Annotated in this window: 29 protein-coding genes; 15 read left to right on the forward strand and 14 right to left on the reverse strand. The window is 71.2% G+C overall.

Annotated elements, in window-relative coordinates:
- Both ABZ434_RS30495 and ABZ434_RS30500 read left to right on the forward strand, forming a co-directional pair.
- Positions 1–209: FAD-binding protein (locus ABZ434_RS30495; RefSeq protein WP_359143309.1), on the forward strand; the 209-nt coding region annotated here is incomplete at its 5' end.
- 167 nt (positions 210–376) lie between these two features.
- On the forward strand, positions 377–1675 hold the full coding sequence (locus ABZ434_RS30500; protein WP_359143311.1) for an aldolase/citrate lyase family protein: 1299 nt from the start codon (positions 377–379) through the stop codon (positions 1673–1675).
- 26 nt (positions 1676–1701) lie between these two features.
- Here the strand turns inward: ABZ434_RS30500 and ABZ434_RS30505 are convergent, their stop codons facing one another.
- Positions 1702–2730, reverse strand: a complete 1029-nt coding sequence (locus tag ABZ434_RS30505; RefSeq protein ID WP_359143313.1) for a LacI family DNA-binding transcriptional regulator — start codon at positions 2728–2730, stop codon at positions 1702–1704.
- 179 nt (positions 2731–2909) lie between these two features.
- On the opposite strand from ABZ434_RS30505, the gene ABZ434_RS30510 reads away from it, so the two are divergent.
- Complete coding sequence (locus tag ABZ434_RS30510) at positions 2910–3866, forward strand: ROK family protein (protein ID WP_359143315.1); 957 nt, start codon at positions 2910–2912, stop codon at positions 3864–3866.
- 72 nt (positions 3867–3938) lie between these two features.
- On the opposite strand, the gene ABZ434_RS30515 is transcribed toward ABZ434_RS30510, so the two are convergent.
- Complete coding sequence (locus tag ABZ434_RS30515) at positions 3939–5981, reverse strand: NPCBM/NEW2 domain-containing protein (RefSeq protein ID WP_359143317.1); 2043 nt, start codon at positions 5979–5981, stop codon at positions 3939–3941.
- A gap of 263 nt (positions 5982–6244) precedes the next feature.
- On the opposite strand from ABZ434_RS30515, the gene ABZ434_RS30520 reads away from it, so the two are divergent.
- The 3 genes from ABZ434_RS30520 to ABZ434_RS30530 are packed head-to-tail and all read left to right on the forward strand — an operon-like array spanning position 6245 to position 9376.
- Positions 6245–7534 carry an ABC transporter substrate-binding protein gene (locus tag ABZ434_RS30520; RefSeq protein WP_359143445.1) on the forward strand — a complete coding sequence of 430 codons (1290 nt, stop codon included), beginning with the start codon at positions 6245–6247 and terminating at the stop codon, positions 7532–7534.
- Positions 7535–7550: 16 nt separating this feature from the next.
- Entirely contained in the window at positions 7551–8465 is a 915-nt protein-coding gene (locus ABZ434_RS30525) for a sugar ABC transporter permease (RefSeq protein WP_359143319.1), read from the forward strand.
- Positions 8462–9376 carry a carbohydrate ABC transporter permease gene (locus ABZ434_RS30530; protein ID WP_359143321.1) on the forward strand — a complete coding sequence of 305 codons (915 nt, stop codon included), beginning with the start codon at positions 8462–8464 and terminating at the stop codon, positions 9374–9376. The genes ABZ434_RS30525 and ABZ434_RS30530 overlap by 4 nt, the downstream gene beginning before the upstream one ends.
- 68 nt (positions 9377–9444) lie before the next feature.
- On the opposite strand, the gene ABZ434_RS30535 is transcribed toward ABZ434_RS30530, so the two are convergent.
- On the reverse strand, positions 9445–9648 hold the full coding sequence (locus ABZ434_RS30535; protein ID WP_359143323.1) for an excalibur calcium-binding domain-containing protein: 204 nt from the start codon (positions 9646–9648) through the stop codon (positions 9445–9447).
- On the opposite strand from ABZ434_RS30535, the gene ABZ434_RS30540 reads away from it, so the two are divergent.
- Together ABZ434_RS30540 and ABZ434_RS30545 are read left to right on the forward strand one after the other, a co-directional pair.
- Positions 9632–9940: a hypothetical protein gene (locus ABZ434_RS30540; RefSeq protein WP_359143325.1), complete on the forward strand. Its 309-nt coding sequence runs from the start codon at positions 9632–9634 to the stop codon at positions 9938–9940. The genes ABZ434_RS30535 and ABZ434_RS30540 overlap by 17 nt on opposite strands.
- Before the next feature lie 365 nt (positions 9941–10305).
- Positions 10306–10464: a hypothetical protein gene (locus ABZ434_RS30545; protein WP_359143326.1), complete on the forward strand. Its 159-nt coding sequence runs from the start codon at positions 10306–10308 to the stop codon at positions 10462–10464.
- Between the two features lie 60 nt (positions 10465–10524).
- On the opposite strand, the gene ABZ434_RS30550 is transcribed toward ABZ434_RS30545, so the two are convergent.
- Positions 10525–11247, reverse strand: a complete 723-nt coding sequence (locus tag ABZ434_RS30550) for a VOC family protein (RefSeq protein WP_359143328.1) — start codon at positions 11245–11247, stop codon at positions 10525–10527.
- A gap of 426 nt (positions 11248–11673) precedes the next feature.
- On the opposite strand from ABZ434_RS30550, the gene ABZ434_RS30555 reads away from it, so the two are divergent.
- A complete protein-coding gene (locus ABZ434_RS30555; RefSeq protein WP_359143330.1) occupies positions 11674–11940 on the forward strand; it encodes a hypothetical protein in 267 nt (88 codons plus the stop codon).
- A 287-nt stretch (positions 11941–12227) separates the two neighbouring features.
- Here ABZ434_RS30555 and ABZ434_RS30560 read toward each other — a convergent pair whose 3' ends face one another.
- Positions 12228–12404 carry a hypothetical protein gene (locus ABZ434_RS30560; RefSeq protein WP_187284892.1) on the reverse strand — a complete coding sequence of 59 codons (177 nt, stop codon included), beginning with the start codon at positions 12402–12404 and terminating at the stop codon, positions 12228–12230.
- Positions 12405–12621: 217 nt separating this feature from the next.
- Between ABZ434_RS30560 and ABZ434_RS30565 the strand changes: the two genes are divergently transcribed.
- Positions 12622–13659, forward strand: a complete 1038-nt coding sequence (locus tag ABZ434_RS30565; RefSeq protein ID WP_359143333.1) for an NUDIX domain-containing protein — start codon at positions 12622–12624, stop codon at positions 13657–13659.
- Here the strand turns inward: ABZ434_RS30565 and ABZ434_RS30570 are convergent.
- Positions 13618–14328: an MBL fold metallo-hydrolase gene (locus ABZ434_RS30570; protein ID WP_359143335.1), complete on the reverse strand. Its 711-nt coding sequence runs from the start codon at positions 14326–14328 to the stop codon at positions 13618–13620. The two genes, ABZ434_RS30565 and ABZ434_RS30570, sit on opposite strands and share 42 nt — an antisense overlap.
- A gap of 118 nt (positions 14329–14446) precedes the next feature.
- Entirely contained in the window at positions 14447–15811 is a 1365-nt protein-coding gene (locus ABZ434_RS30575) for a dipeptidase (protein WP_359143336.1), read from the reverse strand.
- 183 nt (positions 15812–15994) lie between these two features.
- Between ABZ434_RS30575 and ABZ434_RS30580 the strand changes: the two genes are divergently transcribed.
- Positions 15995–17209, forward strand: a complete 1215-nt coding sequence (locus ABZ434_RS30580; protein ID WP_359143337.1) for a geranylgeranyl reductase family protein — start codon at positions 15995–15997, stop codon at positions 17207–17209.
- Positions 17210–17357: 148 nt separating this feature from the next.
- Here the strand turns inward: ABZ434_RS30580 and ABZ434_RS30585 are convergent, their stop codons facing one another.
- Complete coding sequence (locus tag ABZ434_RS30585; RefSeq protein ID WP_359143339.1) at positions 17358–17810, reverse strand: nitroreductase family deazaflavin-dependent oxidoreductase; 453 nt, start codon at positions 17808–17810, stop codon at positions 17358–17360.
- Positions 17811–17937: 127 nt separating this feature from the next.
- Between ABZ434_RS30585 and ABZ434_RS30590 the strand changes: the two genes are divergently transcribed.
- From ABZ434_RS30590 to ABZ434_RS30600, 3 genes are all read left to right on the forward strand, one after another.
- Positions 17938–18708: a TetR/AcrR family transcriptional regulator gene (locus tag ABZ434_RS30590; protein ID WP_359143341.1), complete on the forward strand. Its 771-nt coding sequence runs from the start codon at positions 17938–17940 to the stop codon at positions 18706–18708.
- Positions 18709–18861: 153 nt separating this feature from the next.
- Positions 18862–20202, forward strand: coding sequence for a sensor histidine kinase (locus ABZ434_RS30595; protein WP_359143343.1), 1341 nt, complete (start codon positions 18862–18864; stop codon positions 20200–20202).
- The gene (locus tag ABZ434_RS30600) at positions 20199–20864 is read left to right on the forward strand and encodes a response regulator transcription factor (RefSeq protein ID WP_359143346.1); all 666 of its coding nucleotides are present in this window, start codon (positions 20199–20201) and stop codon (positions 20862–20864) included. Before ABZ434_RS30595 ends, ABZ434_RS30600 begins: the two co-directional genes overlap by 4 nt.
- Here ABZ434_RS30600 and ABZ434_RS30605 read toward each other — a convergent pair.
- The 4 genes from ABZ434_RS30605 to ABZ434_RS30620 all read right to left on the reverse strand — a co-directional run bounded on the left by ABZ434_RS30605 (position 20825) and on the right by ABZ434_RS30620 (position 23365).
- Positions 20825–21139 carry a DUF6332 family protein gene (locus tag ABZ434_RS30605; protein ID WP_359143349.1) on the reverse strand — a complete coding sequence of 105 codons (315 nt, stop codon included), beginning with the start codon at positions 21137–21139 and terminating at the stop codon, positions 20825–20827. The two genes, ABZ434_RS30600 and ABZ434_RS30605, sit on opposite strands and share 40 nt — an antisense overlap.
- A 63-nt stretch (positions 21140–21202) precedes the next feature.
- Positions 21203–21958, reverse strand: a complete 756-nt coding sequence (locus ABZ434_RS30610) for a maleylpyruvate isomerase family mycothiol-dependent enzyme (protein ID WP_359143352.1) — start codon at positions 21956–21958, stop codon at positions 21203–21205.
- Between the two features lie 21 nt (positions 21959–21979).
- Complete coding sequence (locus ABZ434_RS30615) at positions 21980–22144, reverse strand: hypothetical protein (RefSeq protein WP_359143451.1); 165 nt, start codon at positions 22142–22144, stop codon at positions 21980–21982.
- Positions 22145–23365, reverse strand: coding sequence for an MFS transporter (locus tag ABZ434_RS30620; RefSeq protein WP_359143355.1), 1221 nt, complete (start codon positions 23363–23365; stop codon positions 22145–22147).
- A gap of 166 nt (positions 23366–23531) precedes the next feature.
- Here ABZ434_RS30620 and ABZ434_RS30625 point away from each other — a divergent pair, with 166 nt between their 5' ends.
- Entirely contained in the window at positions 23532–24746 is a 1215-nt protein-coding gene (locus ABZ434_RS30625; RefSeq protein ID WP_359143358.1) for an ROK family protein, read from the forward strand.
- Positions 24747–24778: 32 nt separating this feature from the next.
- Here the strand turns inward: ABZ434_RS30625 and ABZ434_RS30630 are convergent, their stop codons facing one another.
- Entirely contained in the window at positions 24779–25684 is a 906-nt protein-coding gene (locus ABZ434_RS30630; RefSeq protein WP_359143360.1) for a phosphotriesterase, read from the reverse strand.
- Positions 25678–26259, reverse strand: a complete 582-nt coding sequence (locus ABZ434_RS30635) for a DUF4865 family protein (protein WP_359143363.1) — start codon at positions 26257–26259, stop codon at positions 25678–25680. The genes ABZ434_RS30630 and ABZ434_RS30635 overlap by 7 nt, the downstream gene beginning before the upstream one ends.

Genomic DNA, 26259 nt, shown 5'->3' on the forward strand with positions numbered 1-26259 from the left:
GCAAGTCCGTCTCGCCGCAGCTGTACATCGCCTCGGGCATCTCCGGAGCGATCCAGCACCGGGCGGGCATGCAGACCTCGAAGACGATCGTCGCGATCAACAAGGACGCCGAGGCCCCGATCTTCGACCTCGTCGACTACGGCGTCGTCGGCGACCTCTTCAACGTCGTCCCGCAGCTCACCGACGAGATCACCGCCCGCAAGGGCTGACCTCTCGCCACGCACGGCCAACGGCCCGGGGCCGCACGGTGGAACCCACCGCGCGGCCCCGGGCCGTTCCCGATCACCATTGACGCAGATACGGCAGCCTTATAACTTCACTATACGGATTGTTGATTCCGGGAAGCGGAAACAGCGAGAGTGTGGAGGGTGCGGAAATGGGTCAGCAGGAGAAGGTGGCGACGAGCCTCGCCGGTGCGGTCAGCAACGGGATCAGCGCCTCCCTCACGGCGGTGGACGCCGAACTGGCCCGCCGTTACCCGGGCGACCCCGGAACCCGCCAGCCGGTCCACACGGTCTACGTACCCGGGGACACCTTCACCGCGGACACCATTCGCTCCTGGGGCGACCAGGCGCTGCACTCGCTCGACGAGCACGCCCCCGACGCCGCCTCGCTGGCCGCGGTGCTCGGCATCCCGAACGAGCTCGCGGGCCCCGTCCATGACCGCGTACGCGCCAAGCTGACCCGCGAGCCCGTCGAGGACCTGCGGATCGACTTCGAGGACGGCTACGGCCCCCGGTCCGACGCCGAGGAGGACGAGGCCGCGGCGCGCGCCGCCCACCTGATCGCCCAGGCGTACGGGAACGGCACCGCGGCACCGTACATGGGCATCCGGATGAAGTGCATGGAGGCCGGTGTGCGCGACCGGGGCATCCGCACCACGGACGTGTTCCTCACCGGCCTGATGCAGGCGGGCGGTCTCCCCGAGGGGCTCGTGCTGACGTTGCCGAAGGTGACGTACCCCGAACAGGTCACCGCCTTCGTCCAGCTTCTCGAAGCCTTCGAGAAGGCCCACGGACTGCCCTCGGGGCGGCTCGGCTTCGAGATCCAGATCGAGACCAGCCAGTCGATCCTCGCGGCCGACGGCACCGCGGCCGTCGCCCGGATGATCGACGCAGCGCAGGGCCGGGCGACGGGTCTGCACTACGGCACGTTCGACTACAGCGCCTGCGTAGGAGTCAGCGCCGCGTATCAGGCGAGCGACCACCCGGCGGCCGACCACGCGAAGGCCGTGATGCAGGTGGCCGCCGCGGGCACCGGGGTCCGCGTCTCCGACGGCTCCACCAACGTCCTGCCCGTGGGCCTCACCCCCCAGGTCCACGAGGCCTGGCGGCTCCACTACGGGCTCACCCGGCGCGCCCTGGCCCGCGCCTACTACCAGGGCTGGGACATGCATCCGGGCCACCTCCCGACCCGCTACGCGGCCGTCTACACCTTCTACCGCGAGGGCCTGGAGCCGGCCGCGGCCCGGCTCGCCGCCTACGTGGCGAAGGCGGGGGGCGACGTGATGGACGAACCCGCCACCGCCAAGGCGCTCAGCGGCTACCTGCTGCGGGGCATCGACTGCGGCGCCCTGGACACCGCGGAGGTGGCCCGGCTGACCGGACTGACCCGCGCGGACCTGGACGCCTTCGCCTCACCGCGGCGTGGCGGACTGACCGTGACCACGCCGTAGTCCGCCCGGGGCGAGCTGCGCCCGGCTCAGGCAGGGCGCAGCTCGCCCGAGCCGCGCGGGATCAGTCTCGTCGGGAGCTCGACGCGTGCCGGCGTGTGGTCGGCGCCGTCGAGCCTGCGGAAGAGGTGCTCGGCCGCGGTGCGGCCGACGGCCGCGGCGTCCTGGGAGATGACGGTGATGCCGAGCAGATCCGCGAGCTCGATGTCGTCGAAGCCGACGAGGGCGACCGGACGTTCCCGGCCGGCCAGTACGCGTACCGCTGTCACCGTCACGCGGTTGTTGCCCGCGAAGAGGGCGGTGACGGGCTCGGGGCCGGAGAGCATCGTCTCGGCGGCCACGCGGACCCGCTCGGGCTCCGTCGAGCCGAGCGAGACCCAGGAGTCCTCGACCGTTATCCCGGCATCGGTCATGGCGGTGTGGTAGCCGCGCAGGCGCTCGGTCGCCGTGTGGATCCGCGGCTGGTCACCGATGAACCCGATCCTGCGGTGGCCGTGCGCGATCAGATGGGCGACGCCCTCACGGGCGCCCCCGAAGCTGTCCGAGAGCACCATGTCGGCCTCGATCCGGCCCGCCGGACGGTCCACGAAGACCGTCGCTATGCCGGCCTTGATCTCCGGCTCCAGATAGCGGTGGTCGTCCCCGGCCGGAATCACGATGAGCCCGTCGACCCGCCGCGCGCACAGCGCGAGCACGAGCTCCTGCTCGCGCTCGGGGTCCTCGGCGCTGGAGCCGTTGATGAGCAGGGCGCCGTGGGCGCGGGCCACCTCTTCCACGGCGCGGCTCAGGGGGCCGTAGAACGGGTCCGCGAGGTCCTCCAGCACCAGGCCGATCGACGCGGTGCGGCCCTTGCGGAGCACACGGGCGCTGTCGTTGCGGCGGAAGCCCAGCGCGTCGATGGCCTCCTGCACCCGGCGCTCGGTGTCGGGTGTGACGCCCGGTTCGCTGTTCACCACGCGCGAGACCGTCTTGAGGCCCACTCCGGCACGGGCTGCCACGTCCTTCATGGTCGGCCGGTTGCCGTAGCGGGGCTCGGGGTGACGGGTGGTCTCGGCCACGATGCGCTGTCCTGTCGTCGGGTACGGGCTCTCCGGCCGCGCCGCGGAGGGTGCCGCGGAGGAGGCCGGAGGCTGTGGCGTCGAGCATAGGCCCTGGACAACGTTGTCAGCGGAATGGAGACTAGGCAGACTATTCACTGAAGCCGCAGGTCCCACCCCTCACCCACGGAGCCACACCGATGCATACCGACCTCGTCGCCGCGCTGGACATCGGCGGCACCAAGATCGCCGGCGCGTTGGTGGACGGCGACGGTGCGCTCCGCGTACGGGTGCAGCGTCCGACGCCGGCCCGTGAGGACGGCGAGACGGTGATGGCGGCGGTGGCCGACGTGCTGGCGGAGTTGTCCGCGTCGCCGCTGTGGGGCGGGACCCGCGCCGTCGGTATCGGCAGCGCGGGTCCCGTGGACGCCGCCGAGGGGACGGTCAGTCCCGTGAACGTGCCCGGCTGGCGGGACTTCCCGCTGGTGGAGCGAGTGAGTGCGGCGACCGGAGGCCTTCCCGTCGAGCTGGTCTGCGACGGCGTCGCGATCGCCGCGGCCGAGCACTGGCTGGGAGCTGCCCGCGGCCACGACAACGCGCTGTGCATGGTCGTGTCGACCGGCGTCGGCGGCGGGCTCGTTCTCGGCGGCTCTCTCCACCCCGGCCCGAGCGGCAACGCCGGCCACATCGGACACATCAGTGTCGACCTCGACGGCGACCCCTGCCCGTGCGGGGCGCGCGGCTGCGTCGAGCGCATCGCCAGCGGCCCCAACATCGCCCGCCGCGCACTGGAGGGCGGCTGGCGGCCCGGCCCGGACGGTGACGCCACCGCGGCGGCGGTCGCGGCTGCCGCGCGGGCGGGGGACCCGGTCGCCGTGGCCTCCTTCGAACGGGCCGCACAGGCGCTGGCGGCGGGCATCGCCGCGACGGCCACCCTGGTCGAGATCGACATCGCTGTCATCGGGGGCGGCGTGGCCGGAGCGGGCGAGGTGCTGTTCGCCCCGCTGCGCAGCGCCCTGCGGCGTTACGCGACGCTGTCGTTCGTCCAGAAGCTGACCGTGGCGCCGGCGGTCATGGGCAACGACGCGGGTCTGGTGGGCGCGGCGGCGGCGGCCATCGGTGCGCGCGTGGGCGCGGACGGGGTGGTCCCCGTCTGACGGGCGCCGGCGGGTGGCGACGCGGGACGCCGCCACCCGGTTCCCCGGACTCCTCTGGACGCCGGGACGCCCTCAGCAGGTGATGCGGAGGTCCGCCCAGTCCGCGTGGTCGGAGTCGACGCCGTCGCCCCCGTCGGTGACCACCAGACGGACGACCTGGGCACCGCTGACGTCGGCCGAGACGGACCGGGCCGCCATGGCGTTGGTCAGGACCCCGGTGGACGCCGCCTTCGTGCCGTCCGCCCAGACCTCGAAGGCCACGCTTCCCTTGGCGCCCTTCTCGTCGTCGACCCCGACGCGTGCCGTCACCGTGCTGCACGCGCCGCCCGCGTAGTACTCGACGGCGCTGGCCGCATGCACTCCCAGCCCCTTCGCGTACACCTCGCCGCCGATGGTCAGCGGATGTCCGTCGCCCGCCGCGCTCTCGCCGTTGCTGGTGTCCGTCTCGACCGGTCCGTAGCCGTTGGACGCGGTGAGTTGCGGCAGATCGCTCAGATAGCCGCCGCCGGCCGGTGGAGCCACCACCACATGGGCCTGGAACGGCACCGACGACCGCACCCGTTCCCCGGTGGGGGAGCGGTACTGCGCGGTGAGCGTCAGTTCGTAGGCTCCGCCCGCCGTGCCGGCCGGGGCCGTCACCCGCCAGCGGGTGGTGAGCGCCCCTCCCGTCGGCAGGGCCGGCGCCGCCGTCGCGGAATCGGCCGCTATCCGCCAGCCGGACGGCCCGGTGAGGGCGGCCGACACCTTGACGGCCGGCGTCCGGCCCAGATCGGTGACCCTGGTCGTCAGCAGTGCCGTGCGCCCCGCCTCCATCAGCGGGCTGCCGTCCAGGGCCAGTTCCACCGCGGGCGGATACGCCGCCCAGCGGCTGTCGGCGGTCACGCGCAGCAGCACCGTGCCGTGGGCAGGAACGGTCGTGGAGAGGCCGCCCGCGGTGTTGCGTGTGGTGTGCGCCCACAGGTCACGCACGGTGTACGCGTCGGCCTGCGGGAGCCCCGCTGCCGCGGCCGTCGTCGAGATCCGCTGCGCGCTCCCTGTCTCGTTGAACAGCGCAACCACCCGACTGCCGTCCTGCATCTCCTTGGCGACGACCCAGCGTCCGCCGTCGGAGGAGAGCACGGCACCCTGCTTGCCCAACGGGTCCTGATCGACGGCTATGACCTCGTGATTGGAGAGGATCCCGAATGTCTCGGGCGTCGCCGTACGCAGATCGGAGCCGATGAGCAGCGGTGCGGCCATCACCGACCACATGGAGAAGTGGGTGCGGTACTCCGTGTCGGTCATCCCGCCGTTCCCGACCTCCAGCATGTCGGGGTCGTTCCAGTGGCCGGGGCCCGCGGCCGAGGCGAGCGGCAGGTTCTGCTTCATGATCGACAGCATGCTGCTCCAGCTGTCGTTGATGTCGCCCGTGGTGCGCCAGAGATTGCCCAGTTCAGCGGCCCATTCCCAGGGCCTGTTCTCGCCCCATTCGCAAATGCTGTAGACGATGGGGCGGCGGGTGGCGGCCAGCGCGTCCCGCATGGTCGTATAGCGCGCTTTCGCGTCCACGCCCTGATTGTTGCAGTTGTCGTACTTGAGGTAGTCGACGCCCCAGTCCGCGAACTGCTGCGCGTCGCTGTACTCGTGCCCGAGCGCGCCGGGAAGTCCGACGCTGTCGCAGGTCTTGGTGCCGGCGCTGGTGTAGATGCCGAGCTTGAGACCCTTCGAGTGGACGTAGTCCGCGACGGCTTCGATGCCGTTCGGGAATCGCACCGGATCCGCTTCGAGCTTGCCGTCCGCATTGCGCTGGGGCTTTGCCCAGCAGTCGTCCAGATTGACGAACTCGTAGCCCGCTTCCTTGAGCCCCTTCTCGACGAAGATGTCGGCGATTCCCTTGACCATCGCCTCGTCGAACTCGGCGCGGCAATGGGTCGAGTTCCAGTTGTTGAACCCCATGGGCGGAGTGAGCGCGAGACCGTTGTCGGCCTGTGCGCCGGCCGTCGGCGCCGGGGCGGGGCCAGGGGACTGCGCGGCCGCCGGAACGGTGGCTCCCGCCGCGCACAGGAGGCCTGCGGTCAGCGCTCCGATGACTCTGTGGCGGCTTGTGCGGGTTGTACGGCTTGGAAGATGACGCATCGTTACGTTCCTCCGTACTCGTGCCGAATCGAGCGGCGTCATGTGCACGCCAAGACGAGCGATTACGTTAGAGCCTGTTGAAGTCTGTTGGAAGGGGGGTGGTGTCGGTTGTTCGGTATCTCGTCAAAACCCTTGACGCCACTGCTTGTTGGGGGTGAGATCCAAGCGCACGTTCGGTTGTGTTGGGTTGCCTTCCGGAGGAGGGGGTCATGGCGCACTCGTACGACAGGTCAGATCTGCCCGGCAGTGTCGCGGGACATCGGATGTCCCGGCGAACTCTGCTGCGTGGCACGGCAGTCGGAGCCGGCGCGGTCACGCTTCCCGCACTGCTCACCGCGTGCGGAGGTGGGCCGGGCGGTGACGGCAAGACGATCACTCTGGGCTCGAATTCTTCGGACCCCATTCCGAAGAAGGCGTTCGCTGATGCGTTCAAGGCCTATGCGGCTCAGTCCGACGGTCGGAAGGTGAAGGTCAACACCGTTGACCACAACACTTTTCAGGAGAACATCAACCGCTATCTGCAGGGCAAGCCCGACGACGTCTTCATGTGGTTCGCCGGATACCGCATGCAGTTCTTCGCCAAGAAGGGTCTGCTGTACGACATCAGTGACAACTGGGAGGGCTACCGGGGATTCTCGGACGCGCTGAAGGCCCAGTCCACCGGCGAGGACGGCAAGCAGTACCTGACGCCGTACTACTACTATCCGTGGGCCGTCTTCCATCGGAAGAGCCTCTTCACCGAACGGGGCTACCAGGCGCCCGGAACGCTGGACGAGTACGTCGCCCTCGCCAAGCAGATGAAGAAGGACAAGCTCGACCCCATCGCGTTCTGCGACAAGGACGGCTGGCCCGCCATGGGCACCTTCGACTACATCAATATGCGGACCAACGGATACGAGTTCCACAAGAGTCTGATGGCCGGTGAGGAAGCCTGGACGGACAAGCGGGTCAGGGAGGTCTTCGACACCTGGCGGCGCCTGCTCCCGTACTGCCAGCAGGGTGCCAACGGCCGCACCTGGCAGGAGGCGGCGACCAGCCTCCAGAAGCGCGAGGCCGGGATGGCGGTCTTCGGCCTGCCGCACCCCGGGGCCCAGTTCCCCAAGGGCGAACAGGACGATCTCGACTTCTTCCCCTTCCCCGTCATCAACCCGGAGCACGGTCAGGACGCCGTCGAGGCACCGATCGACGGCTTCCTGCTGGCGAAGAAGTCGAAGAGCCTCAAGAACGAGAAGAGCCTGGAGAGCGCCAAGGACCTGCTGAAGTGGCTCGCCACCGGCAAGGCCGAGGACATCTACCTCAAGAGCGACCCGAACAACATCGCGGTCAGCGACCAGGCGGACACCTCCCAGTACTCCGCCATCCAGAAGAAGGCCGTCGACCTGGTGTCGGGGGCGAAGCAGATCTCCCAGTTCCTGGACCGTGACACCCGTCCGGACTTCTCGTCCACCGTCATGATCCAGGCGATCCAGAAGTTCATCAGCAGTCCGAACGACGTGGACGGCCTGGTCAACGACATCGAACGGCAGAAGAAGACCATCTTCGCCTCGGACTGAACCGGGAGTACCGACCGTGTCGTTCATCTCGGGGCGGCGCGCCGGACGACGGGGCTCGCGGCGGTTCACCCGCCGCGACCTCGTCGTGCTCGGCGCGCTGCTCGGCATACCCGTCCTGCTCGACATCGCCATCGTGTGGGGTCCGACCCTCGCCTCCGTCGTCCTGTCGTTCACCAGCTGGGACGGCATCGGTGACATCGAGTGGGTCGGCACGCGCAACTACACGAACCTCTTCACGAACTACCCGCAGTTCTGGCCGGCCGCCCGCCACAACCTGCTCTGGCTCGCCTTCCTCGGCCTGGTCGCCACACCGTTCGGGCTGCTCCTGGCCGTACTCATCGACAAGGGCGTCCGCTTCAGCCGCTTCTACCAGTCGACCCTGTACATGCCCGTCGTGCTCTCCCTCGCCGTGGTCGGCTTCATCGCGCAGCTGGTCTTCTCCCGCGACCAGGGAGCCCTCAACGCGATCGTCGGCGACACCGCCTCACCGACCGACTGGCTGGGCGATCCCGACCTCAACATCTGGATGGTCCTGCTTGCCGCCGCCTGGCGGCACACCGGCTATGTGATGATCCTCTACCTTGCGGGTCTGAAGGCGGTGGACACCTCCCTCAAGGAGGCTGCCGCGATCGACGGGGCGAGTGAGACCCAGACCTTCTTCCGCATCGTCTTTCCTACGCTGCGCCCGGTCAACATCATCGTCGGCGTCATCACCGTCATCGAGTCGCTGCGCGCCTTCGACATCGTCTACGCGGTCAACCACGGCCGCAACGGCCTGGAACTGCTCTCGGTGCTCGTCACCGACAACATCATCGGCGAGGCCAGCCGGATCGGGTTCGGCTCCGCCATCGCCGTCGTCCTGCTGGTCGTCTCCCTGGGCTTCGTCGTGACGTATCTGGTCCAGGAGATCCGAGGGGAGAAGGACCGATGACCACGCAAGCAGCCGCTGCCAGTCCTGCGCGGCCCGCCCCCAGCACGTCCCGGCGCCGGATCCGCCCCGGCCGGCTCGGCGTGCACGCCTTCCTGATGGCAGTCTCGCTCGCCTTCCTCGCCCCGCTGCTGCTCGCCGTGTACGCCTCGCTCAGGCCCTATGACGAGACCTCGGAGCACGGCTACTTCTCGCTGCCCCGCCATCTCTCGCTGGACTACTACCGGCAGGCGTTCACCGACTCGGGCATGACGAAGTACTTCGTGAACACCATGATCATCGCGGTGCCGGGGGTGCTCGTCACCCTCTTCCTGGCCTCGTTCGTGGCGTTCGCGCTCGCCCGGCTGAGGATGCGCGGCGGGCTCGTCCTGCTGATGCTCTTCACGGCGGGGAACCTGCTTCCGCAGCAGGTGATCGTCACGCCTCTGTACGTCGTCTTCAACCGCATCCCGCTGCCGTACTGGATGTCCGACTCGATGACGATGTTCGACTCCTACTGGGCCGTCATCCTGGTGCAGGTCGGCTTCCAGCTCGGCTTCTGCGTCTTCGTCCTGGCCAACTTCATGCGGACCCTCCCGCAGGAGATCCTGGAGGCGGCCGTCGTGGACGGTGCGGGCGTCTGGACCCAGTACTGGCGGATCACCCTCCCCCTGTGCCGCCCCGCACTCGCCGCCCTGGGCACGCTCCAGTTCACCTGGATGTACAACGACTTCCTCTGGGCACTGGTCTTCATCTCCGACGGCGACAAGCTCCCGGTCACCTCGGCGCTGAACAACCTGCGCGGCCAGTTCTTCACCGACTACAACCTGCTCGCCGCCGGCTCGGTGATCGTCGCGCTCCCGACCCTCATCGTCTTCCTGCTGCTCCAGCGGCACTTCATCGCGGGACTCACGCTGGGGTCCAGCAAGGGGTGATCGGGGAACCGGGGGACGGCCCGGCCGGCCGGCCCGGAACCGGGCCGGCCGACCGTGACGCGGTATTCCTACTCGCAGGCGACCCCATCACCGTCGCGGTCGAGGTGGGACCCGTAGCCGGGGTCCCCCGTGCGAATGGGGTCGGCTCCGGCTGCGCGGACGGCAGTGCAGTTGGCGTAGTACGTCGCCCCGCCGCCGCCGTCGTCGTCATCGTCCGACCCGGAGCCGCCGGAGGTGTCGGACTCGGGTTCGGCGGTGACCTTGACCGTCACTGTTTTGGTGACGGTCGGCGCCGGCTTCGGACTGGCCGTGACGGTCTCCGTGACCGCGGGAACGGGCTTCCCCGATGCGGTGGCGGTCGCTGTGACGGTCACGGTGGGAGCAGCCGAGGCCGCAGCGGTCTTTTCGGTCGTGCCGTCGTCGCCCGCCGAGCCCATGCCGACGCCGATGAAGAACAGGACGATCGCCGCGGGAATGACGACTCGTTTCCTGGTCCAGCCCGGCCGGGGCGAGGGCGGCGTCGGGCCCGGATACGGATCGGGTCCGGGCGGGCGCGGCGGCTGACCCCAAGGCGGCTGACTGGACGGCGGCTGCCCCCAAGGCGGCTGACCGGACGGTGGGTTGTGCGACATGCGTCCCCCTGAAGGTGCGTGGAGAGGCGACCGTAGCCGCGCCGTGCGCGTCGAGGGAGGGCGATGTTCCGGTAGTGACGAAGTTGTGACCAATGTGTGAGGACGGAGTGGATCTCCCATGTGCGCCGTGCTTCTCCGGCGGGCAGTCGGTCTCGGCCGTGCGCCGGTTCCGGGACCCTTGCCGGGCCGGCGCCGAGCTGCGATTCTGGGCCGGTGCCAGGACAGGCGAAGCGGCGGCAGGAGGCTGAGAGGCAGCGGCTTGCCGCTCGCACGGCGCCGGACCTGGGACGGTGGGAAGTGATCTTCGAGACCGGCGACCAGGCGGAGCTGCGCGCACACCTGCGCGGCCTTCGGGAGGCACGGGTCGACGAGGCGACGATCCGGATCGACACACTGTGCGGCCGCCGGGTCCGGCCGACCACGTACCGGCTGAGCCGGTACGTGGCGAACGGCTGAGCGCCGGCGCTTCACCGGCTCAACTGCTGTGTGACACGGCACGTCCGTCGACGGATCCCGCTAACGAGGCGTCTGTACCGAGAACTCGTTGCCGTCGGGGTCGAGCATCAGGACCCTGCCGCCTGCGCCCTCACCGCTGTCGGCGCGCGTCGCGCCGAGTGAGATCAGGCGGTCGATCTCCGCCTCCCCGTCGGCGCCGGCGGGGAGCGCAAGCTCGAAATGCAGCCTGTTCGTGCCTGCCTTGGGTGCCACCGGCGGGCCACCCCAGGTGATCTTCGTCCCGCCGTGCGGTGACTGGATCGCGGTCTCCTGGTCCTGGTCCCAGACCAGCGGCCACCGCAGGGCCTCGCTCCAGAAGTAGCCGACCTCCTGCGTCCCGTCGCAGGCCACCGCTCCGATGGAACCGGTGTCGGCGAGGAACTTGTTGCCGGCCTCGATCACACAGAACTCGTTGCCGTCGGGATCGGCGAGCACCACATGCCCGTCTTCGGGGACTTGCCCCACATCGATGTGTTTCGCGCCGGACTCGAGCGCCCGGGCGACCGTCTGCTGCTGATCCTCCTGGGAGGTGCTCGTCAGGTCGAAGTGCGCCCGGTTCTGGCCGGTCTTCGGCTCCTGGCTCGGCAGGAAACGGAGGCGGAACCCGTCGGGATCAGGGGGCAGGAGCGCGACGTCGTCGTCCGGACCGGCGGCCGGCTCCCAGCCCAGGACCCCGGACCAGAACCGTGCCAGAGCGGACGGCCGAGTCGCGTTGAAGCAGATGGCGAACAGTTGACTGGTCATACTCCGGGTGTCTCCGCTTCCTTGTGGGGCGCCACGGCCTCGTCGTTCCCGCGGGGCGCATCCTAGGAGGGGCTGGGCTCCGCCCGCACCCGGGTTTCCTGCGGGGGCCGACGGAGCGGATCGTGGCGCGGCGTCCGGGGCGGGGTGCGGCGATCCCTCCCCGGACTCGAAGGCGGCCGGCCCTGAGTCCGGCACCGTGCGCGTGACACCCGGAACGCGCCCACTGCTGGGAGGTACGCCCGGATGGCCGAGACCGCTCGGACGGCGCGAGCCGAGGGCGCCGTCGGCAGCGGGCCCGGTCAGCCGCAGGCCGAACCGGTACGGAGCCGAAGAAGCAGGGCACCGGGCGGGCCCACATGCCTCCGATCGAGTCACGCGGGCCCACCGGCCGGGGAAGTTGTCAGTGGTCGGTGCGATCCTGCGGGTATGGACGAGATCATGCGGCGACGGGTGTACGGCGCCGACCACGACGACCCGGATCCGGGCCCCCGGCCGGGGCGGGTCTACCGGGAGCTGGTGGGCGGCCCGCTCGACGGGCTGCTGCTGGACGTGACCGGCTGGACGAAGGTGGCACTGGCGGACGGCTCCGCCCTGATCACCGAGATCGGTGCCTACGGGGCGGGCGGCCGGGCCGAGTACGGGCCGCGGGCGCAGGATCCGTACAAGTGGGACTGGCGGGGCGACACGCCCTGAGGGGAGTGCGGCAGGAGGTCGGGAACAAGCCGTCCCGGCCGTCCCCCGGAGGACGATCCCGGGGCGCACGGGAGCGTCCCCTCGATCCGGACGAGCCGGCCGCCGGCCGTGCACTCCGCGACGAGGTGGTGGGCCCGCGTGGCTGGTGCGCCGACGATGCGCACTGCCGAGAGCCGACGGCCGGCCCCTTTCGAGGTGACCGGCCCGAGGGGCCTCGCGGCAGAGGTGCCTCGTCCAGCAGCAATCAGCTTCGCCCCGGGCCCTCCGCCCATGCGTCCCCGCGGGCGTCAGCGGCCGCGGTCCGAGGACTGCTGAGGAACGACCACCAGGAACGCGTCCTGTTCCAGGTCCATCACGACCTCCGCAGCCACGCCCTCGCCCCGACGGGCCGCAGCGAACTCCTCCGCGGGCCAACTGCCCCGCGGGCCCCCGGCGGGAAACTGCTCAAGTACGGTGCGACGCACGGTCCGCCCCCTGTCGTTCGTTCTGCTGCCCGCTCCAACGACGCTCCCGCCGTCGCCGTTACGGCCCCATGAGGCCCGGGCGGGCGCCGTCCCCGTACCGGAAGACGCCGGCCGGCTGGCCGGCACTGTTGCGTTCGCGCATCGGCATCGCCACAGTCGTGTTTTCGCGGCAGGGTGTTGCGGGCAAGCCACTGGGGGCTACGGAAGAGGGGGAACCGTGATCGTCTGGATCAACGGTGCGTTCGGCGCGGGCAAGACCAGCGCCGCGCGTGAACTGATCGATCTGCTCCCGAACAGCACCTTCTACGATCCGGAACTGACCGGCACGGGGCTGGGATCCCTGCTGCCGCAGAAGAGGTTCGCCGAGGTGACCGACTTCCAGGATCTGCCGATCTGGCGGCGCCTGGTGGTGGACACCGCGGCAGCGCTGCTCGCCGAAGTCGGTGGGGTACTGGTGGTGCCGATGACGCTGCTGCGACAGGAGTATCGCGACGAGATATTCGGAGGGCTCGCCTCCAGACGCATCGCGGTACGTCATGTCCTGCTCTCACCTGAGGAAACGATCCTGCGCCAACGGATCGCCCACCGGGCGGAGTTCCCCGACGATCCGGTGAAGACCGACGGGACCGGACGATGGGCGTACGACCGCATCGAGACCTACCGCTCGGCGCTCGACTGGATCAGCAGGGACGCGCACACCATCGACAACAGCGCGCTCACCCCCCGCGAGACGGCCGAGCGCATCGCCGACGCCGTACGCACCGGATCGGCCCAGGCCTGCGAGATCGTCCAGACACCCGACCCGACGGCAGAGACCGTCGCGGCCGGCGTGCTCCTCTTCGACGAACACGACCGCGTGCTGCTCGTCGATCCCACCTACAAGCCCGGCTGGGAGTTCCCCGGGGGTGTGGTGGAGGCGGGCGAAGCACCGGCGCAGGCCGGGATCAGAGAGGTGGCCGAGGAGATAGGCATCCACCTCGAACGGGTGCCCAAGCTTCTCGTCGTCGACTGGGAGGCACCCCAGCCGCCCGGCTACGGCGGACTGCGGCTGCTCTTCGACGGCGGCACACTGGCGGGCACGGACGCCCAGCGGCTGCTGCTGCCCGGGTCCGAACTGCGCGGCTGGCGGTTCGTCACCGAGGAGGAGGCGGCCACCATGCTGCCCCCCACCCGGTACGAGCGGCTGCGCTGGGCACTGCGCGCCCGCGAACGCTCAGCCGTGCTCAACCTGGAGGCCGGAATCCCGGTCGGCTGAGGCACGCATGACCGCGACGGCGTCCGTGGTGAGAGGTTCACCGTGACCGAAGCAGACCGTGGTCGCCTCCAGCGCGGCCAGCCGACGGAAGGAGGCCGCGGCCTGCTCGCGGTCGATGTTGAACACGCCCAGCATCACCTGCCCCGCCTCGGCGACACAGTCACCCGTGAACAGCACCCGGTGGCGGGGCAGATGGAGGCCGATGGCTCCCGGGGTATGACCGGGGGAGTGGACCACCCGTGCCCCACCGCCGAACGGCAGCACCGCGCCGTCGGACAGCTCGGTGTCGACCCGGGTCGGCGGACCCACGGGCACGGTCAGCGCGTTCTCGTACAAGGGGCGCTCCCAGTCGAGCAGGACCGGATCACCGATCTCCTCCTCGCCCCGGATCACCGGAGCGTCGAGCCGGTGGGCAAGGATCTCGGCACCATGGCGGTCGGCCAGTTCCTGGGCGGCGCCGAAGTGGTCGCGGTGGCCGTGGGTGATCACGATGCGGGCGATGCGGGCGGGGTCGTGACCGAGCCCGCGCACCGCATCCTCGATGGCGGATGCCGCGCTCACGTCACCCGCGTCGATCAGGGTCAGTTCCGTCCCGTCGCGCCAGAGGTACGCCTGGCCGATCCGGAACCGGAACATGTGCAACTGGGGAAGCACCTCGACGATGTCCATGCCCCCGAACGTACGCAGAAGCGGGCGCCTGCCGCGCGGATCTACGCTCCGGGCGAGCTTCGCCCAGAGCGTAGCGGCCGGAACGGAGCGCGCCCGCTCCGGCCCGCCACCGAGTTGTTCAGGCCTGCTTGGAGGCGGCGTAGTTCTGCAGGAACAGCGCTTCGGCGACCGAGAGCCGCTCCAGCTCCTGGGGCGACACGCTCTCGTTCACCGCGTGGATCTGCGCCTCGGGCTCGCTCAGCCCGATCAGCAGGATCTCGGCCTCCGGATACAGCTCGGCGAGCGTGTTGCAGAGCGGGATCGAACCGCCCATGCCGGAGGACTGCATCTCCTGGCCGTCGTACGCGATCCGCATGGCATCGGCCATCGCAGTGTACGCGGGGCTCGTGATGTCGGCACGGAACGGCTGCCCCTGGCCGACCTGCTCGACCGAGACCCTCGCCCCCCACGGGGCGTGCGCCCGCAGGTGTGCGGTGAGCAGCTTCGTCGCCTCACCGGCGTCCGTGCCCGGCGGCACCCGCAGGCTGATCTGCGCCCGCGCGCTCGCCTGCACCGAGGGCGTCGCGCCCACCACCGCGGGGCAGTCGATCCCGATGACCGTGACCGCGGGCCGTGCCCAGATCCGGTCGGCGACCGTACCCGTGCTGATCAGGCCGACCCCGTCGAGGACCTTGGCATCCTTGCGGAACTCCTCCTCCGGGTACTGCAGACCGTCCCACTTCGTGTCCGTCGTGAGGCCGTCGACGGTCGTCGTGCCGTCCTCGGCGCGCAGCGACGCGAGCAGCTGGATCATCGCGGCCAGGGCGTCGGGTGCGGCGCCGCCGAACTGGCCGGAGTGCAGATTTCCCTCAAGGGTGTCGAGCTGCACCCGCAGCATCGTCATCCCGCGCAGCGTCGAGGTGACGGTCGGCAGGCCCACCCGGAAGTTGCCGGTGTCGCCGATCACCACGGTGTCCGCGGCGAGCAACTCCGGGTGAGCCTGCGCGTACTGCTCCAGGCCCCCGGTGCCCTGCTCCTCCGAGCCCTCCGCGATCACCTTGACGGAGACCGGGACCCCGCCGTTCGCCTTGAGGGCGCGCAGCGCGAGGAGGTGCATGACGAAGCCGCCCTTGCAGTCGGCCGCGCCCCGGCCGAACCAGCGCCCGTCACGCTCCGTCAGCTCGAACGGCGGGGAGATCCAGGCGGACTCGTCGAGCGGCGGCTGCACGTCGTAGTGCGCGTACAGCAGCACGGTGGGCGCCCCGGCAGGACCGGGCAGGAAGCCGTAGACGGACTGGGTGCCGTCCGGGGTGTCGAGCAGGGCGACATCCTGGAACCCCTCGGTGCGCAGCGCCCCGGCCACCCACGCGGCAGCCGCTTCGCACTCGCTCTTCGGGAACACCGCGGGATCCGCCACCGACTGGAAGGCCACCAGCTCGGTCAGCTCCGCCTTGGCGCGGGGCATCAGCGAGGCGACGGTCTCGGAAATCGGTTGGGCGGTCATGGGCACGCTCCTCGTAGGTGCGACGTTATGTCTACGTATCCGGGTACATGAACGCCAGGAGTGCGGCGTTGCAGGTACGACGGGGACTCGGCCGATCCTCCCACAGCAGGGGCCGGCCGCAGCGCGCCGTAGGATGCCGGAAGCAGCTTGGGCCACTGGTCGGATCGGGAGCAGAAGCACATCGTGAGCAGCGAGAACGCAGACGCCGGACATGAGCACGAAGAGTCGTCCGTGTGGGACGTCGTCGTAGTCGGCGCCGGACCGGCGGGAGCTTCCGCGGCATACGCGGCGGCGGTCGCCGGCCGTCGGGTACTGCTTCTGGAGAAGGCGGAACTGCCCCGTTACAAGACGTGCGGCGGCGGCATCATCGGGTATTCGCGCGACGCGCTGCCACCCGGTTTCGAACTGCCCCTGCAAGACCGGATCCACGCGGTCACGTTCTCGCTGAACGGCAGACTGGCACGCACCCGCCGCTCCAGGCGCATGCTCTTCGGCCTCATCAACCGCCCCGAGTTCGACGCGGGCCTGGTCGAGGAGGCGCAGAAGGCAGGTGCGGAGCTTCGCACCGGGGCGACGGTCTCCCGGGTTGAGCAGCACGGCGCAGCCGTGCCCGACCGGCGCACGGTCGCGGTCGTGCTCTCCGGTGGCGAGACCGTCCTGGCCCGTGCGGTCGTGGGCGCGGACGGCAGCGCCGGGCGGATAGGAGCACATGTCGGGGTGAAGCTCGACCAGGTGGACCTCGGCCTGGAGGCCGAGATCCCCGTGCCGGAAACGGTCGCGGAGGACTGGGCGGGCCGGGTGCTGATCGACTGGGGCCCCATGCCGGGGAGTTACGGCTGGGTGTTCCCCAAGGGGGACACGCTGACGGTCGGTGTCATCTCGGCACGCGGCGACGGCGGCGGCACCAAGCGGTATCTGGAGGACTTCATCGCGCGGCTCGGTCTGGCCGGCTTCGAGCCGAAGATCTCCTCCGGCCATCTGACACGTTGCCGCAGCGACGACTCGCCGCTGTCGCGCGGCCGGGTGCTGGTGTGCGGGGACGCCGCAGGTCTGCTGGAGCCTTGGACCCGGGAGGGCATCTCGTTCGCGCTGCGTTCGGGACGGCTCGCCGGTGAGTGGGCTGTGCGGGTCGCGGAATCGCACGACGCGGTGGACGCCCGCCGCCAGGCGCTCAACTACGCGTTCGCCATCAAGGCCGGGCTCGGCGTGGAGATGAGCGTGGGGCGGCGCATGCTGAAGCTCTTCGAGCGCCGCCCCGGCATGCTGCACGCGGTGCTGACGGGCTTCCGTCCGGCGTGGAACGCGTTCGCGGGCATCACCCGCGGGACGACCTCACTGGCCGAACTGGTCCGTTCGCACCCGCTGGCGCAGCGGGCGCTGTCGGCGATGGACTGTTAGGGACTGCTGTCACACCCGGGTGCGGGCCGGATCCGGCAGTACGGAGGATCCGTCCGCGGCCCGGTGCTCGTCGCCATACTGCCGCGGGTCACTTCTCGACGGCGATCACGGCCGCGGGTCAGTTCTCGGCGGTGATCACGGCCGCGGGTCAGTTCTCGACGGCGATCCGGAAGACGGGGTGGTCGGGGCAGGCCGCCAGCAGCTCGGCGTCCGTGGACCTGGCCGTGATGCCCTTGAAGTACTGGTTGACCTCCCAGCCCCAGCGCTCCAGGTAGGCGCGGACGACGATCACCTTCCGCTCGTCGTCCGCGATCTCCACGGCTGTGAAGGCGCGGGTCCTGCGGCCCACCCTCAGCTCGCCGCTGCCCGCGGCCCGCATGTTGCGCACCCACTGCGAGTGCCCCCGTGCGGAGACGAGGTACTGCACGCCCTCATGGGTGTGGAGGTTCACGGGGATGCGCTGCAGCTGCCCGCTCCTGCGGCCCCGCACCGAGAGCTCCTGCGAACCGAGCAGGCTGACCCCGTGCCGCGCCAGCCAGCCGATGACGCCGTTCATCCGGATCGCGAACGGGCTGCCCTGAAGATAGTACGGCTGCGACATAGGGACCCCCACAGTTTGGGAGAGCGGTGCTCTCGCTTGAGATCAGTGTGCACGCAATGGGTGCTCGAACGCAAGAGCAGTGCTCTCGTTATTGGTCGGTGCTCGCATTCGTGGCAGACTGGCAGCCATGAGCGCTATCAGGGGAGCCAGGGAACGGGCCCGCATCGAGGTCACCGCAGCCATCAAGAACGAGGCGAGGAAACAGCTGGCGGCCGAGGGAGCGGCGAAGCTCTCGCTGCGCGCCGTGGCACGCGAACTCGGCATGGTGTCCTCGGCGCTCTACCGCTATTTCCCCAGCCGCGACGAACTGCTCACCGCGCTGATCGTCGACGCGTACGACTCCGTCGGCGAAGCCGCCGAGCGCGCTCACCGGATCGCCACGGCCGAGACCGCCGTCTCCGCCGGGGGCGTCCCTGCGAAGTCCGCCGCCTCCGCCCCGCCCGCCGCAGCCGCCGCGCCCAGCCACCTGGCCCGCTGGGTCGCGGTCGCGTGCGCCGTACGGGAATGGGCCCTCGCCCACCCTCACGAGTACGCGCTCATCTACGGCTCGCCCGTGCCCGGTTACACCGCACCGCAGGCGACCATCGGTCCCGCTTCCCGGGTCGGCCTCGTCCTCGTCGCCATCGTGGAGGACGCGCACCGTGAGGAGGGGATCGCGCTGCCGCCGCTCGCCGGTGAACTGCGTGCCGAGGCCGAGCGGCTCGCCGCCGACCTCGCCCCTGGCCTTCCGCCGGCGGTGGCCGCGCCTCTCGTCGCCGCGTGGTCGCAGCTCTTCGGACTGCTGTCGTTCGAGATCTTCGGTCAGTTCAATCGCGTCGTCGAGGCACGCGAGATCTTCTTCCGGCAGGCCGTGACGGAGTTGGCCCGCAGCGTCGGCCTCCTCGGCCTGCGCCCGTAGGGCCGGCGGCGCAGGGGAAAGACCGGCGTCGGCGGGTCCCGGGGGCCGCCGGAAGGCGCCCGCCCCCGTTACCCCCGTACTCCCCAGGGAGTACGGGTGATCACCACGCCCGGCGGACGCCGGGGCGCGGCCGCGCGGTCTAGCGTGGCCGACATGGAAGAGCAGCGCGCACAGGCAGACGGCGGTCCTCCCGGGGAACAGGGCGGACCGCCGCGCCGACCGCCCTGGGCGCGGGGCGGGCCGGAGGAAGGGACGGCCGGCTCCCAGGGCCTGGGGCACCTCTGGCGCCACGGAGAGCCGCCGCGCTGGCTGACGGGCACCCGAGGGGGGTCCGCCGGCCGGCTGCCATGGGCGTCCACGATCCTGCTGGGTGTCTTCGTGATGGTCGGCTCGGCCTTCGCTGCCCGCGGACAGCTGGATGAGAAGGCTCCGCTCGACCTCTTCGCCCGCCTCCTCCTCTTCGCCGCCGTGGCGGTACTGCTGCTGCGCCACCGTCACCCCGTGGCGGCCGTCTTCGGGGCCTCGGCCGCGGCGACGGTCTACCTCGGCGCCGGCTACCCGTACGGCCCGGTCTTCCTGGCCGTGGCGGTGGGCTGTTTCAGCGCCGTCGTCGCCGGGCACCGGCGGGCCGCATGGTCGGCCGTCGCCATGGTGTGGATGGGTCACCTCGTGGTGGCGCACTGGCTCTACCGCTGGCTGCCCCCGGACGACGACTCCGCATCGCCCTGGGGGCAGGAACTCGGCGTCGCCGCCTGGGTGGTGGCCATCATCGCGGCCGCCGAGTTCGTCCGCGTACGACGTGAGCAGTGGGCCGAGCAGCGGGCCGAGCGGGCACGCGCCGAGAAGCGCCGGGCCGACGAGGAACGGCTGCGGATGGCCCGGGAGCTCCACGACGTCCTCGCGCACAGCATCTCCGTCATCAACGTCCAGGCAGGTGTCGGACTCGCGCTGCTGGACACCGACCCCGAGCAGGCCCGCACCGCGCTCACCACCATCAAGGACGCCAGCAAGGAGGCGCTCGGCGAGGTGCGACAAGTGCTGGACACCCTCCGTGCGCCCGGCGACGCGCCCAGGTCTCCGGCACCCGGACTGGACCGGCTTCCCGAACTGGTCGAACAGGCCGCGAGTACCGGACTGACCGTCACCGTCGAGACGGAGGGCGTACGCGGCGCCGTGCCGCCCGGCGCGGACCTGGCCGCTTTCCGGATCGTCCAGGAGGCGCTGACCAACGTGGTGCGGCACTCCGGTTCGCGCACCGCGCAGGTCCGGGTCGGCTACGGGCCGGGCCGCCTCACGCTCCGCATCGACGACGAGGGGCCCGCCACCGGCACGGACGCGGGGGGCAGCGGCAACGGACTGGCCGGGATGCGAGAGCGGGCCGCGGCCCTGGGTGGCACGATCGAGGCGGGGACCCGCCCCGACGGCGGCTTCCGGGTACGGGCCGAACTCCCGCTGCCGGACGGTAGGGCGGCGCACCAGAAGGAGACACCGTGATTCGCGTACTGCTCGCCGATGACCAACTGCTGGTCCGGGCGGGATTCCGGGCCCTCCTGGATGCCCAGCCGGACATCGTGGTGGTGGGCGAGGCCGCCGACGGTGAGGAGGCCGTCCGTCTGGTGCGCGAACTGCGGCCGGACGCCGTGCTGATGGACATCCGCATGCCGCACCTCGACGGCCTCGCCGCGACCCGGGCGATCACCCGGGATCCGGAGTTCGACGCGGTGAAGGTGGTCATGCTCACCACCTTCGAACTCGATGAGTACGTCTTCGAGGCCATCCGCTCCGGAGCCTCCGGTTTCCTGGTCAAGGACACCGAGCCGGAGGAGTTGCTGCGGGCCGTCCGGGCGGTCGTCGGCGGGGACGCGCTGTTGTCGCCGGGTGTCACGCGCCGCCTGATCGCCGAGTTCGCCGCCCGGTCCAAGGAGCCCGCCGCAGCGACGGCGCTGACCGAACTGACCGATCGGGAGCGGGAGGTGATGGCGCTGGTCGGCATCGGTCTGTCCAACGAGGAGATCGCCCGTCGTCTTGTCGTCAGCCCACTCACCGCCAAGACCCACGTCAGCCGGACCATGGTGAAACTCGGCGCGCGCGACCGGGCCCAACTCGTGGTGCTGGCCTATGAGTCGGGGTTGGTGCGCCCGGGCTGGCTGGGCTGATCCGGCAGCACGGGGCCACGCCCGTCGATCTCGCGCTCCGTGGTGCGGCGGCCGAACCGCCACAGCACGTCGACGACGCGGCCGATGAACACCAGCACGGCCACGACGGCCGCGGCCACGAGCAGTCCCGTCCCCACACCGCCGCCCGAAGCCGTCAGAAGAGCCGGGGCGCACACCACGACGAAGGCGGCCCCCGCCAGCAGGGCTCCGGTGAACACGGCGAAGCCGATCTCGACGGTCATCGCGTCACGGTCGGCCTGGCTTCGCTGCCCCATGTCCGAAGTGTCACAGGTGCCCGGGCGGGCGGACAAGGCCGCCCGCCGTGTGCCCCCGCCGTATCAGGACCAGGTGACGGAGGAGTTCTCGCGCCACAGATGGGCGAGGCCCGGGTCGCCGGTCACCGTGAGGGCCGTCATCGGCCGCCGGTTCCAGAGCGTCAGGTAGAGCTCCTGGGCGGTGGCGCTCAACTCGCAGTCCACGGGCGGCAGCGCCGAAGGCTCGTCCTCGCGCACGGCTGCCGGGTGCTCGGTGGAGAGCCTTACGGTCCACACGGTGCCGGTGTCCGTGGCACGCACGCGCAGTGTGCGCGGCACATCGGTGCGCACCCTGCTCCTGGGGCGGGCGTGGAAGCCGCACAGCAGCTCGTCGACTCCGTCCACCGCGTGGTCGGGAGCCACGGGGGAGAGGACCCCGCCCCGCGCGGACTCGGCGTCCGCCCGGTGGATCGTCGTCTCGTGCGCCTGCCGGCGCGCCCAGAAGGCCAGGGGTGACGGCGCCGGGAGGAAGGCCCAGCACTCCAGGTCCTCCGGTGCACGCTCCAGCGCCTCCACCAGGAGCTGGTGCCCGGCGCGGAACCGGTCGAGCAGCGCGGGCCCGTCCAGGTCCGGCTCCCCGGCGTCGGGGACGTACTGGACGTGGCCCTCGGTCACGAAGGCGGCCGCCCAGGTGTGCACCATGGCGGTGTGCCTGAGCAGGTCGCGCACCTGCCAGTCCGGGCAGGTGGGCACCGGTGCACCGGTGCCCACCTGCTGGGCCGCCTCGGCCAGCAACCGGCCCTCGGTGGCCAGGGATTGTATGTACTCCGCGATCTTCATGCCGAGGATTGTGCCAGGGGGTCAGGCGCCCTGGGGGCGAGCCTGACGGGTCCGGCCACGGCCGCCGCGCACCAGCTGTACGAACCAGCCCAGCGCGAGCGACTGCACCAGCACGGAGACCACCAGAGCGAGATGAACGAGCCAGGCGGGCCCGCCGACCGTCTCCGCGCCCAGTGTCGCGCTCACTCACCCCTGTGTGGCCGCATTGCGTGCCGCGTATCCCAGCGCTGCCGCTGCCAGAGCCAGCAGTGCCACCGTCGTCAGCGCCACGGGCAGGGAGAACCAGTCGGCCAGGAAGCCGATCGACGGCGGTCCGAGCAGCATGCCGCCGTAGCCGAGCGTCGAGGCCGCGGCCACTCCGCCCGGACCGGCGAGCTCACCGGCCCTGCCGACCGCCACCGGGAAGATGTTCGCCAGGCCGAGTCCGGTGACGGCGAACCCCAGGAGGGCGAGCCAGGCGGTCGGGGCGAGCGAGCCGAGCAGCATTCCGGCAGCCGCTGTGCCGCCGCCCGCGACCAGGGTGCGGGTCTGCCCCAGCCGTTCGAGCAGTACCGTGCCGCTGAGCCGGCCCGCCGTCATGGCGAGCGCGAAGAGCGAGTAGCCGGCTGCCGCCACCCCGGGGTGGGCGTGCAGGTCCTGCTCGAGGTGCAGGGCGCCCCAGTCGGCCAGAGCGCCCTCGCCGTACGCGGTGCAGAGCGCGATCACGCCGAAGAGGAGCACCACACGGCGCGCCCGTCCGGTCAGGCCGTGGGTGACCTCCTCACCGTCTGCCGGCGTGGGCGCGGGCTTCAGCGACGGGTATCGCAGCAGGACCGGGCCTGCGAACGCGGTGACGAGCAGACCGATTCCGGTCAGGCATAGCAGGTGCGCGGAGGGCGAGAGGCCCCCCGCGACCAGACCTCCGAGGCCGGCCCCGATCATGCCCCCGAGGCTGAACGCGGCATGGAAGCTGGGCATGACGGGACGTCGCAACGTGGCGACCAGGTCGACGGCGGCGCTGTTCGCCGCCACGTTCATGCCGCCGTACGCGGCACCGAACACCAGCAGTACCAGTCCGAGGGAGAGCGCCGAATGGGTCCGGGCGGGCAGGGCGATGCTGAGCGGCAGCAGGACGCCGCAGACCACGGTCACCGGATGGCTGCCGAAACGGCGGCACAGCCGGCCGGTGAGCATCATGGTGATCACTGCGCCTGCGGACACGCCGAGAAGTGCGAGGCCGAGGGTGGAGGCCGAGGCGCCGGTCTGCTGCTTGATGGCCGGGATGCGGACCACCCAGCCGGCGAAGAGGAACCCGTCGAGGGCGAAGAACACGGTCAGCGCGGTACGGAGGCGTGTCGATGAAGGTGGGGCGGTGTTGCCGCCCGGTCCCCCCGGCAGTGCCGTCCGCAGTTTGTTTAGTTGCGGCACAAACTCAGCATAGGGGCCCGCGGAGGACTGGCGCAAGACGGCCGGCCTCCGGGCCGGGGGTGCGGGCCGCGGGTGGCCGTTCCACGCCTCGGAGGCGGGCGGCGCGGCGCGGAGGACGTGAGCCGCAGCGTCCGCAGCACCTCCGGATCATGGGAGACTCGCCCCCATGAACGGCAAGGTGTCCACCACCCGGACGAAGTTGGAGAGGGGCCGCAGCGCGCTCGGACCCGCGCTGGAACTGGTCCACACCGGACGCGCGCCCACCCGTGCCGTCCTCACGTCCGAGCTGGGCGTCACCCGCGCCACCGCCGGGGCGGTCGCCGCGGAGCTGGAGGCCCTCGGCCTGATCCGGGTCGACTCCAGCCCCGGCTCGGCCGCGGGCTCGCAGGGCCGGCCCTCGCACCGGCTGGCCGTGCGCGAGACCGGGCCGGTGGCCCTCGCCGCCCAGGTGCACTCGGACGGCTTCCGCGCCGCGCTGGTCGGGCTCGGCGGCCGGCTGGTCGCGACCGCCCCCGGCTGTGTCACCATCACGGCCGATCCCGCTCAGGTCATCGGTGAAGTGGTGGACGACTGCGCCCGGTTGCTGCGCGACAGTGGTCTGCGATGCGTGGGAGCGGGCCTCGCGGTGCCCTCCGCCGTCGCCGAGCCCGAGGGCACGGCCCTCAATCCGCTCCACATCGCCTGGCCCGCCGGCGCCCCGGTCCGCGAGATCTTCGCCACCTGCGTCCGCGAAGCGGGCATCACCGGGCCCGCGTTCACCGGCAACGACGTCAACCTCGCCGCGCTCGCCGAGCACCGTCACGGAGCGGGGCGCGGGGCCCAGCACCTCCTGTGCGTCGCCACCGGCCACCGCGGGGTCGGCGGCGCACTCGTCCTGGACGGCCGCCTGCACACAGGGAGTTCGGGCCTCGCCCTGGAGGTCGGCCACCTCACCGTCAACCCCGAGGGCCGCCCCTGCCACTGCGGCGGCCGCGGCTGCCTCGACGTCGAGACCGACCCGCTCGCCTTCCTCACCGCGGCCGGACGCGCCCCCGGCCCCGAGGAGTCGCTGCTCAAACAGTCCGGGGACCTGCTGCGCACCGAGTACCACGACATGGCGGTCCGCAACGCCGCCGAGGAGCTGATCGACCGGCTGGGCCTCGGGCTCGCCGGACTCGTCAACATCCTCAACCCGGACCGCATCATCCTCGGCGGGCTGCACCGCGCCCTGCTGGACGCCGACCCGGAGCGGCTGCGCGCGGTGGTCGCCGACCGCAGCCTGTGGGGACGCAGTGGCAGTGTGCCGATCCTGCCCTGCACCCTCGACCACAACAGCCTGGTCGGGGCGGCGGAGCTGGCCTGGCAGCCGGTGCTGGACGATCCGCTGGGCGCGCTCGCCTGAGGGATGGCCGGCCGCGGCTACGGAGCAGGCCCTCAGCGCGACGGTGCCGGTGCCTCGAAGGCGAACGCCCGTGCCGGGTTGGCGATCAGCAGGTCCTCCACGGTCCCCGCTCCCAGTACCTCGGTCAGCCGCGGCCGCAGCCTGTGCAGCAGATGCGGCATGCCCGGGGTCTCCGGCACGGTGGTGTCGCCGCCCAGCAGCAACTGCCCGGCGAACCCCGCTTCGGTGAGTGCCGCGAGCTCCTCGGGCAGTCGCCAGTCCGTCGCGTGATGGGCCCGCGAGGGACCGTCGAACGCGAGGAACGCCCCGGCCCGCGCCACCTCCCGCTGTGCGGCGCCGTCGGGTGACCGGCCGAGATGCCCGAGGATCACGCGATGCGGTGGGACGCCCAACGTGCCGCACACCAGGTCGAGTACGTCCTGAGCGGCCGTCCCCAGCTCCAGATGGACGGCGATCGGCGCCCCTGTCCGGTGATGCGCCTCGGCGGCCGCCGTCATGGTGAGCCGCGCATGGGCGTCGACCGTGTGGAAGGCGCCGGCCACCTTGATCAGGCCCGCCCGCACCGCAGTCGAGCCGATCCCGTCGGTCAGCTCGGAGACGAACAGCGAGGCGAGGTCGTCCCGGATCCGGTCGAGCAGCGCGGCCGGGTAGTGGACGGCCTGGTGCAGCCCCGTCGCCGCGACCACATGCGTGCCCGTCGCACGGGACAACTCCGCCAGCACATCGGCCCGGCGCCCCATGCCGTACGGCGTCCACTGCACCACGGACCGGCCGCCGAACCCGCGGAAGGCCCGCAGTCGTCCGGCCGCCGCCACGGGGTCGTCGAGCTCCTGGCCCGGCAGCACCGGGCTGCGAAGGAAGAGATGGTCATGGGCGTCGCACACGCCGAGCTCGTCCGCGGGGATGTCCCCGAGGACGGTGCGGACCGCCGCTACCACTGGCGCCCCTTCCCGAGCCGGCCGCGTTCCGGCACGCTGAGACGGAGCACTTCGTAGCGGTCGCCGCCCTCCCTTGGTGCTGGGTGCTCCCAGAGCGTGAAGTGGAGCAGTTCCCAGTGGCGGGGGTCGGCGGCCAGTGCCGTAGCGACAGCGCCGGGTTCCTTCGCGAGCCGCCGGCTCTCCTCCAGGGCGGCGGCGACCGCGTCCGCCGGAGCGGCTGACGGCGGAAGGGGCGAGCGGAGGCGGGTGGCCGAGCGGGGGAGCGCGGCCGACGCAGGGCCTTCCTCGTACGAGAGCCCCGTCCAGTGCTGCACCTCGGGGCGCCCGAAGTCCTGCACGATGCCCTGGAATCCCGGTCCCCAGAGGAAGGAGTTCATCCCCTCGGGCGCGGTCCACAGATAGAGCGGTGCGTACTGGTTGACGGGGGAGTCCTCGCCGCGTTCCCTCATCAGGTAGGCCTTGACCCCGAGTCCCGGGAAGGCGTCCATGAGGTGGCCCTTCCTCGCCACCCGGTCACGAATGACGCCCATGTCGTAGTCGGCGGGCAGGGTGATCTCGTACTGCATCGCATGCAT

The organism is Streptomyces sp. NPDC005761, from assembly GCF_040630635.1.
Lineage (GTDB): Bacteria > Actinomycetota > Actinomycetes > Streptomycetales > Streptomycetaceae > Streptomyces.

What these genes read in the sequence shown, in the direction of transcription:
- ABZ434_RS30575 (WP_359143336.1), bottom strand. Translation starts at nt 15,811, where the DNA reads ATGACCGCCCAACCGATTTCCGAGACCGTCGCCTCGCTGATGCCCCGC.
- ABZ434_RS30635 (WP_359143363.1), bottom strand. Translation starts at nt 26,259, where the DNA reads ATGCATGCGATGCAGTACGAGATCACCCTGCCCGCCGACTACGACATG.
- ABZ434_RS30625 (WP_359143358.1), top strand. Translation starts at nt 23,532, where the DNA reads ATGAACGGCAAGGTGTCCACCACCCGGACGAAGTTGGAGAGGGGCCGC.
- ABZ434_RS30590 (WP_359143341.1), top strand. Translation starts at nt 17,938, where the DNA reads ATGAGCGCTATCAGGGGAGCCAGGGAACGGGCCCGCATCGAGGTCACC.
- ABZ434_RS30555 (WP_359143330.1), top strand. Translation starts at nt 11,674, where the DNA reads ATGGACGAGATCATGCGGCGACGGGTGTACGGCGCCGACCACGACGAC.
- ABZ434_RS30610 (WP_359143352.1), bottom strand. Translation starts at nt 21,958, where the DNA reads ATGAAGATCGCGGAGTACATACAATCCCTGGCCACCGAGGGCCGGTTG.
- ABZ434_RS30530 (WP_359143321.1), top strand. Translation starts at nt 8,462, where the DNA reads ATGACCACGCAAGCAGCCGCTGCCAGTCCTGCGCGGCCCGCCCCCAGC.
- ABZ434_RS30520 (WP_359143445.1), top strand. Translation starts at nt 6,245, where the DNA reads ATGTCCCGGCGAACTCTGCTGCGTGGCACGGCAGTCGGAGCCGGCGCG.
- ABZ434_RS30585 (WP_359143339.1), bottom strand. Translation starts at nt 17,810, where the DNA reads ATGTCGCAGCCGTACTATCTTCAGGGCAGCCCGTTCGCGATCCGGATG.
- ABZ434_RS30500 (WP_359143311.1), top strand. Translation starts at nt 377, where the DNA reads ATGGGTCAGCAGGAGAAGGTGGCGACGAGCCTCGCCGGTGCGGTCAGC.
- ABZ434_RS30550 (WP_359143328.1), bottom strand. Translation starts at nt 11,247, where the DNA reads ATGACCAGTCAACTGTTCGCCATCTGCTTCAACGCGACTCGGCCGTCC.
- ABZ434_RS30510 (WP_359143315.1), top strand. Translation starts at nt 2,910, where the DNA reads ATGCATACCGACCTCGTCGCCGCGCTGGACATCGGCGGCACCAAGATC.
- ABZ434_RS30605 (WP_359143349.1), bottom strand. Translation starts at nt 21,139, where the DNA reads ATGGGGCAGCGAAGCCAGGCCGACCGTGACGCGATGACCGTCGAGATC.
- ABZ434_RS30595 (WP_359143343.1), top strand. Translation starts at nt 18,862, where the DNA reads ATGGAAGAGCAGCGCGCACAGGCAGACGGCGGTCCTCCCGGGGAACAG.
- ABZ434_RS30570 (WP_359143335.1), bottom strand. Translation starts at nt 14,328, where the DNA reads ATGGACATCGTCGAGGTGCTTCCCCAGTTGCACATGTTCCGGTTCCGG.
- ABZ434_RS30515 (WP_359143317.1), bottom strand. Translation starts at nt 5,981, where the DNA reads ATGCGTCATCTTCCAAGCCGTACAACCCGCACAAGCCGCCACAGAGTC.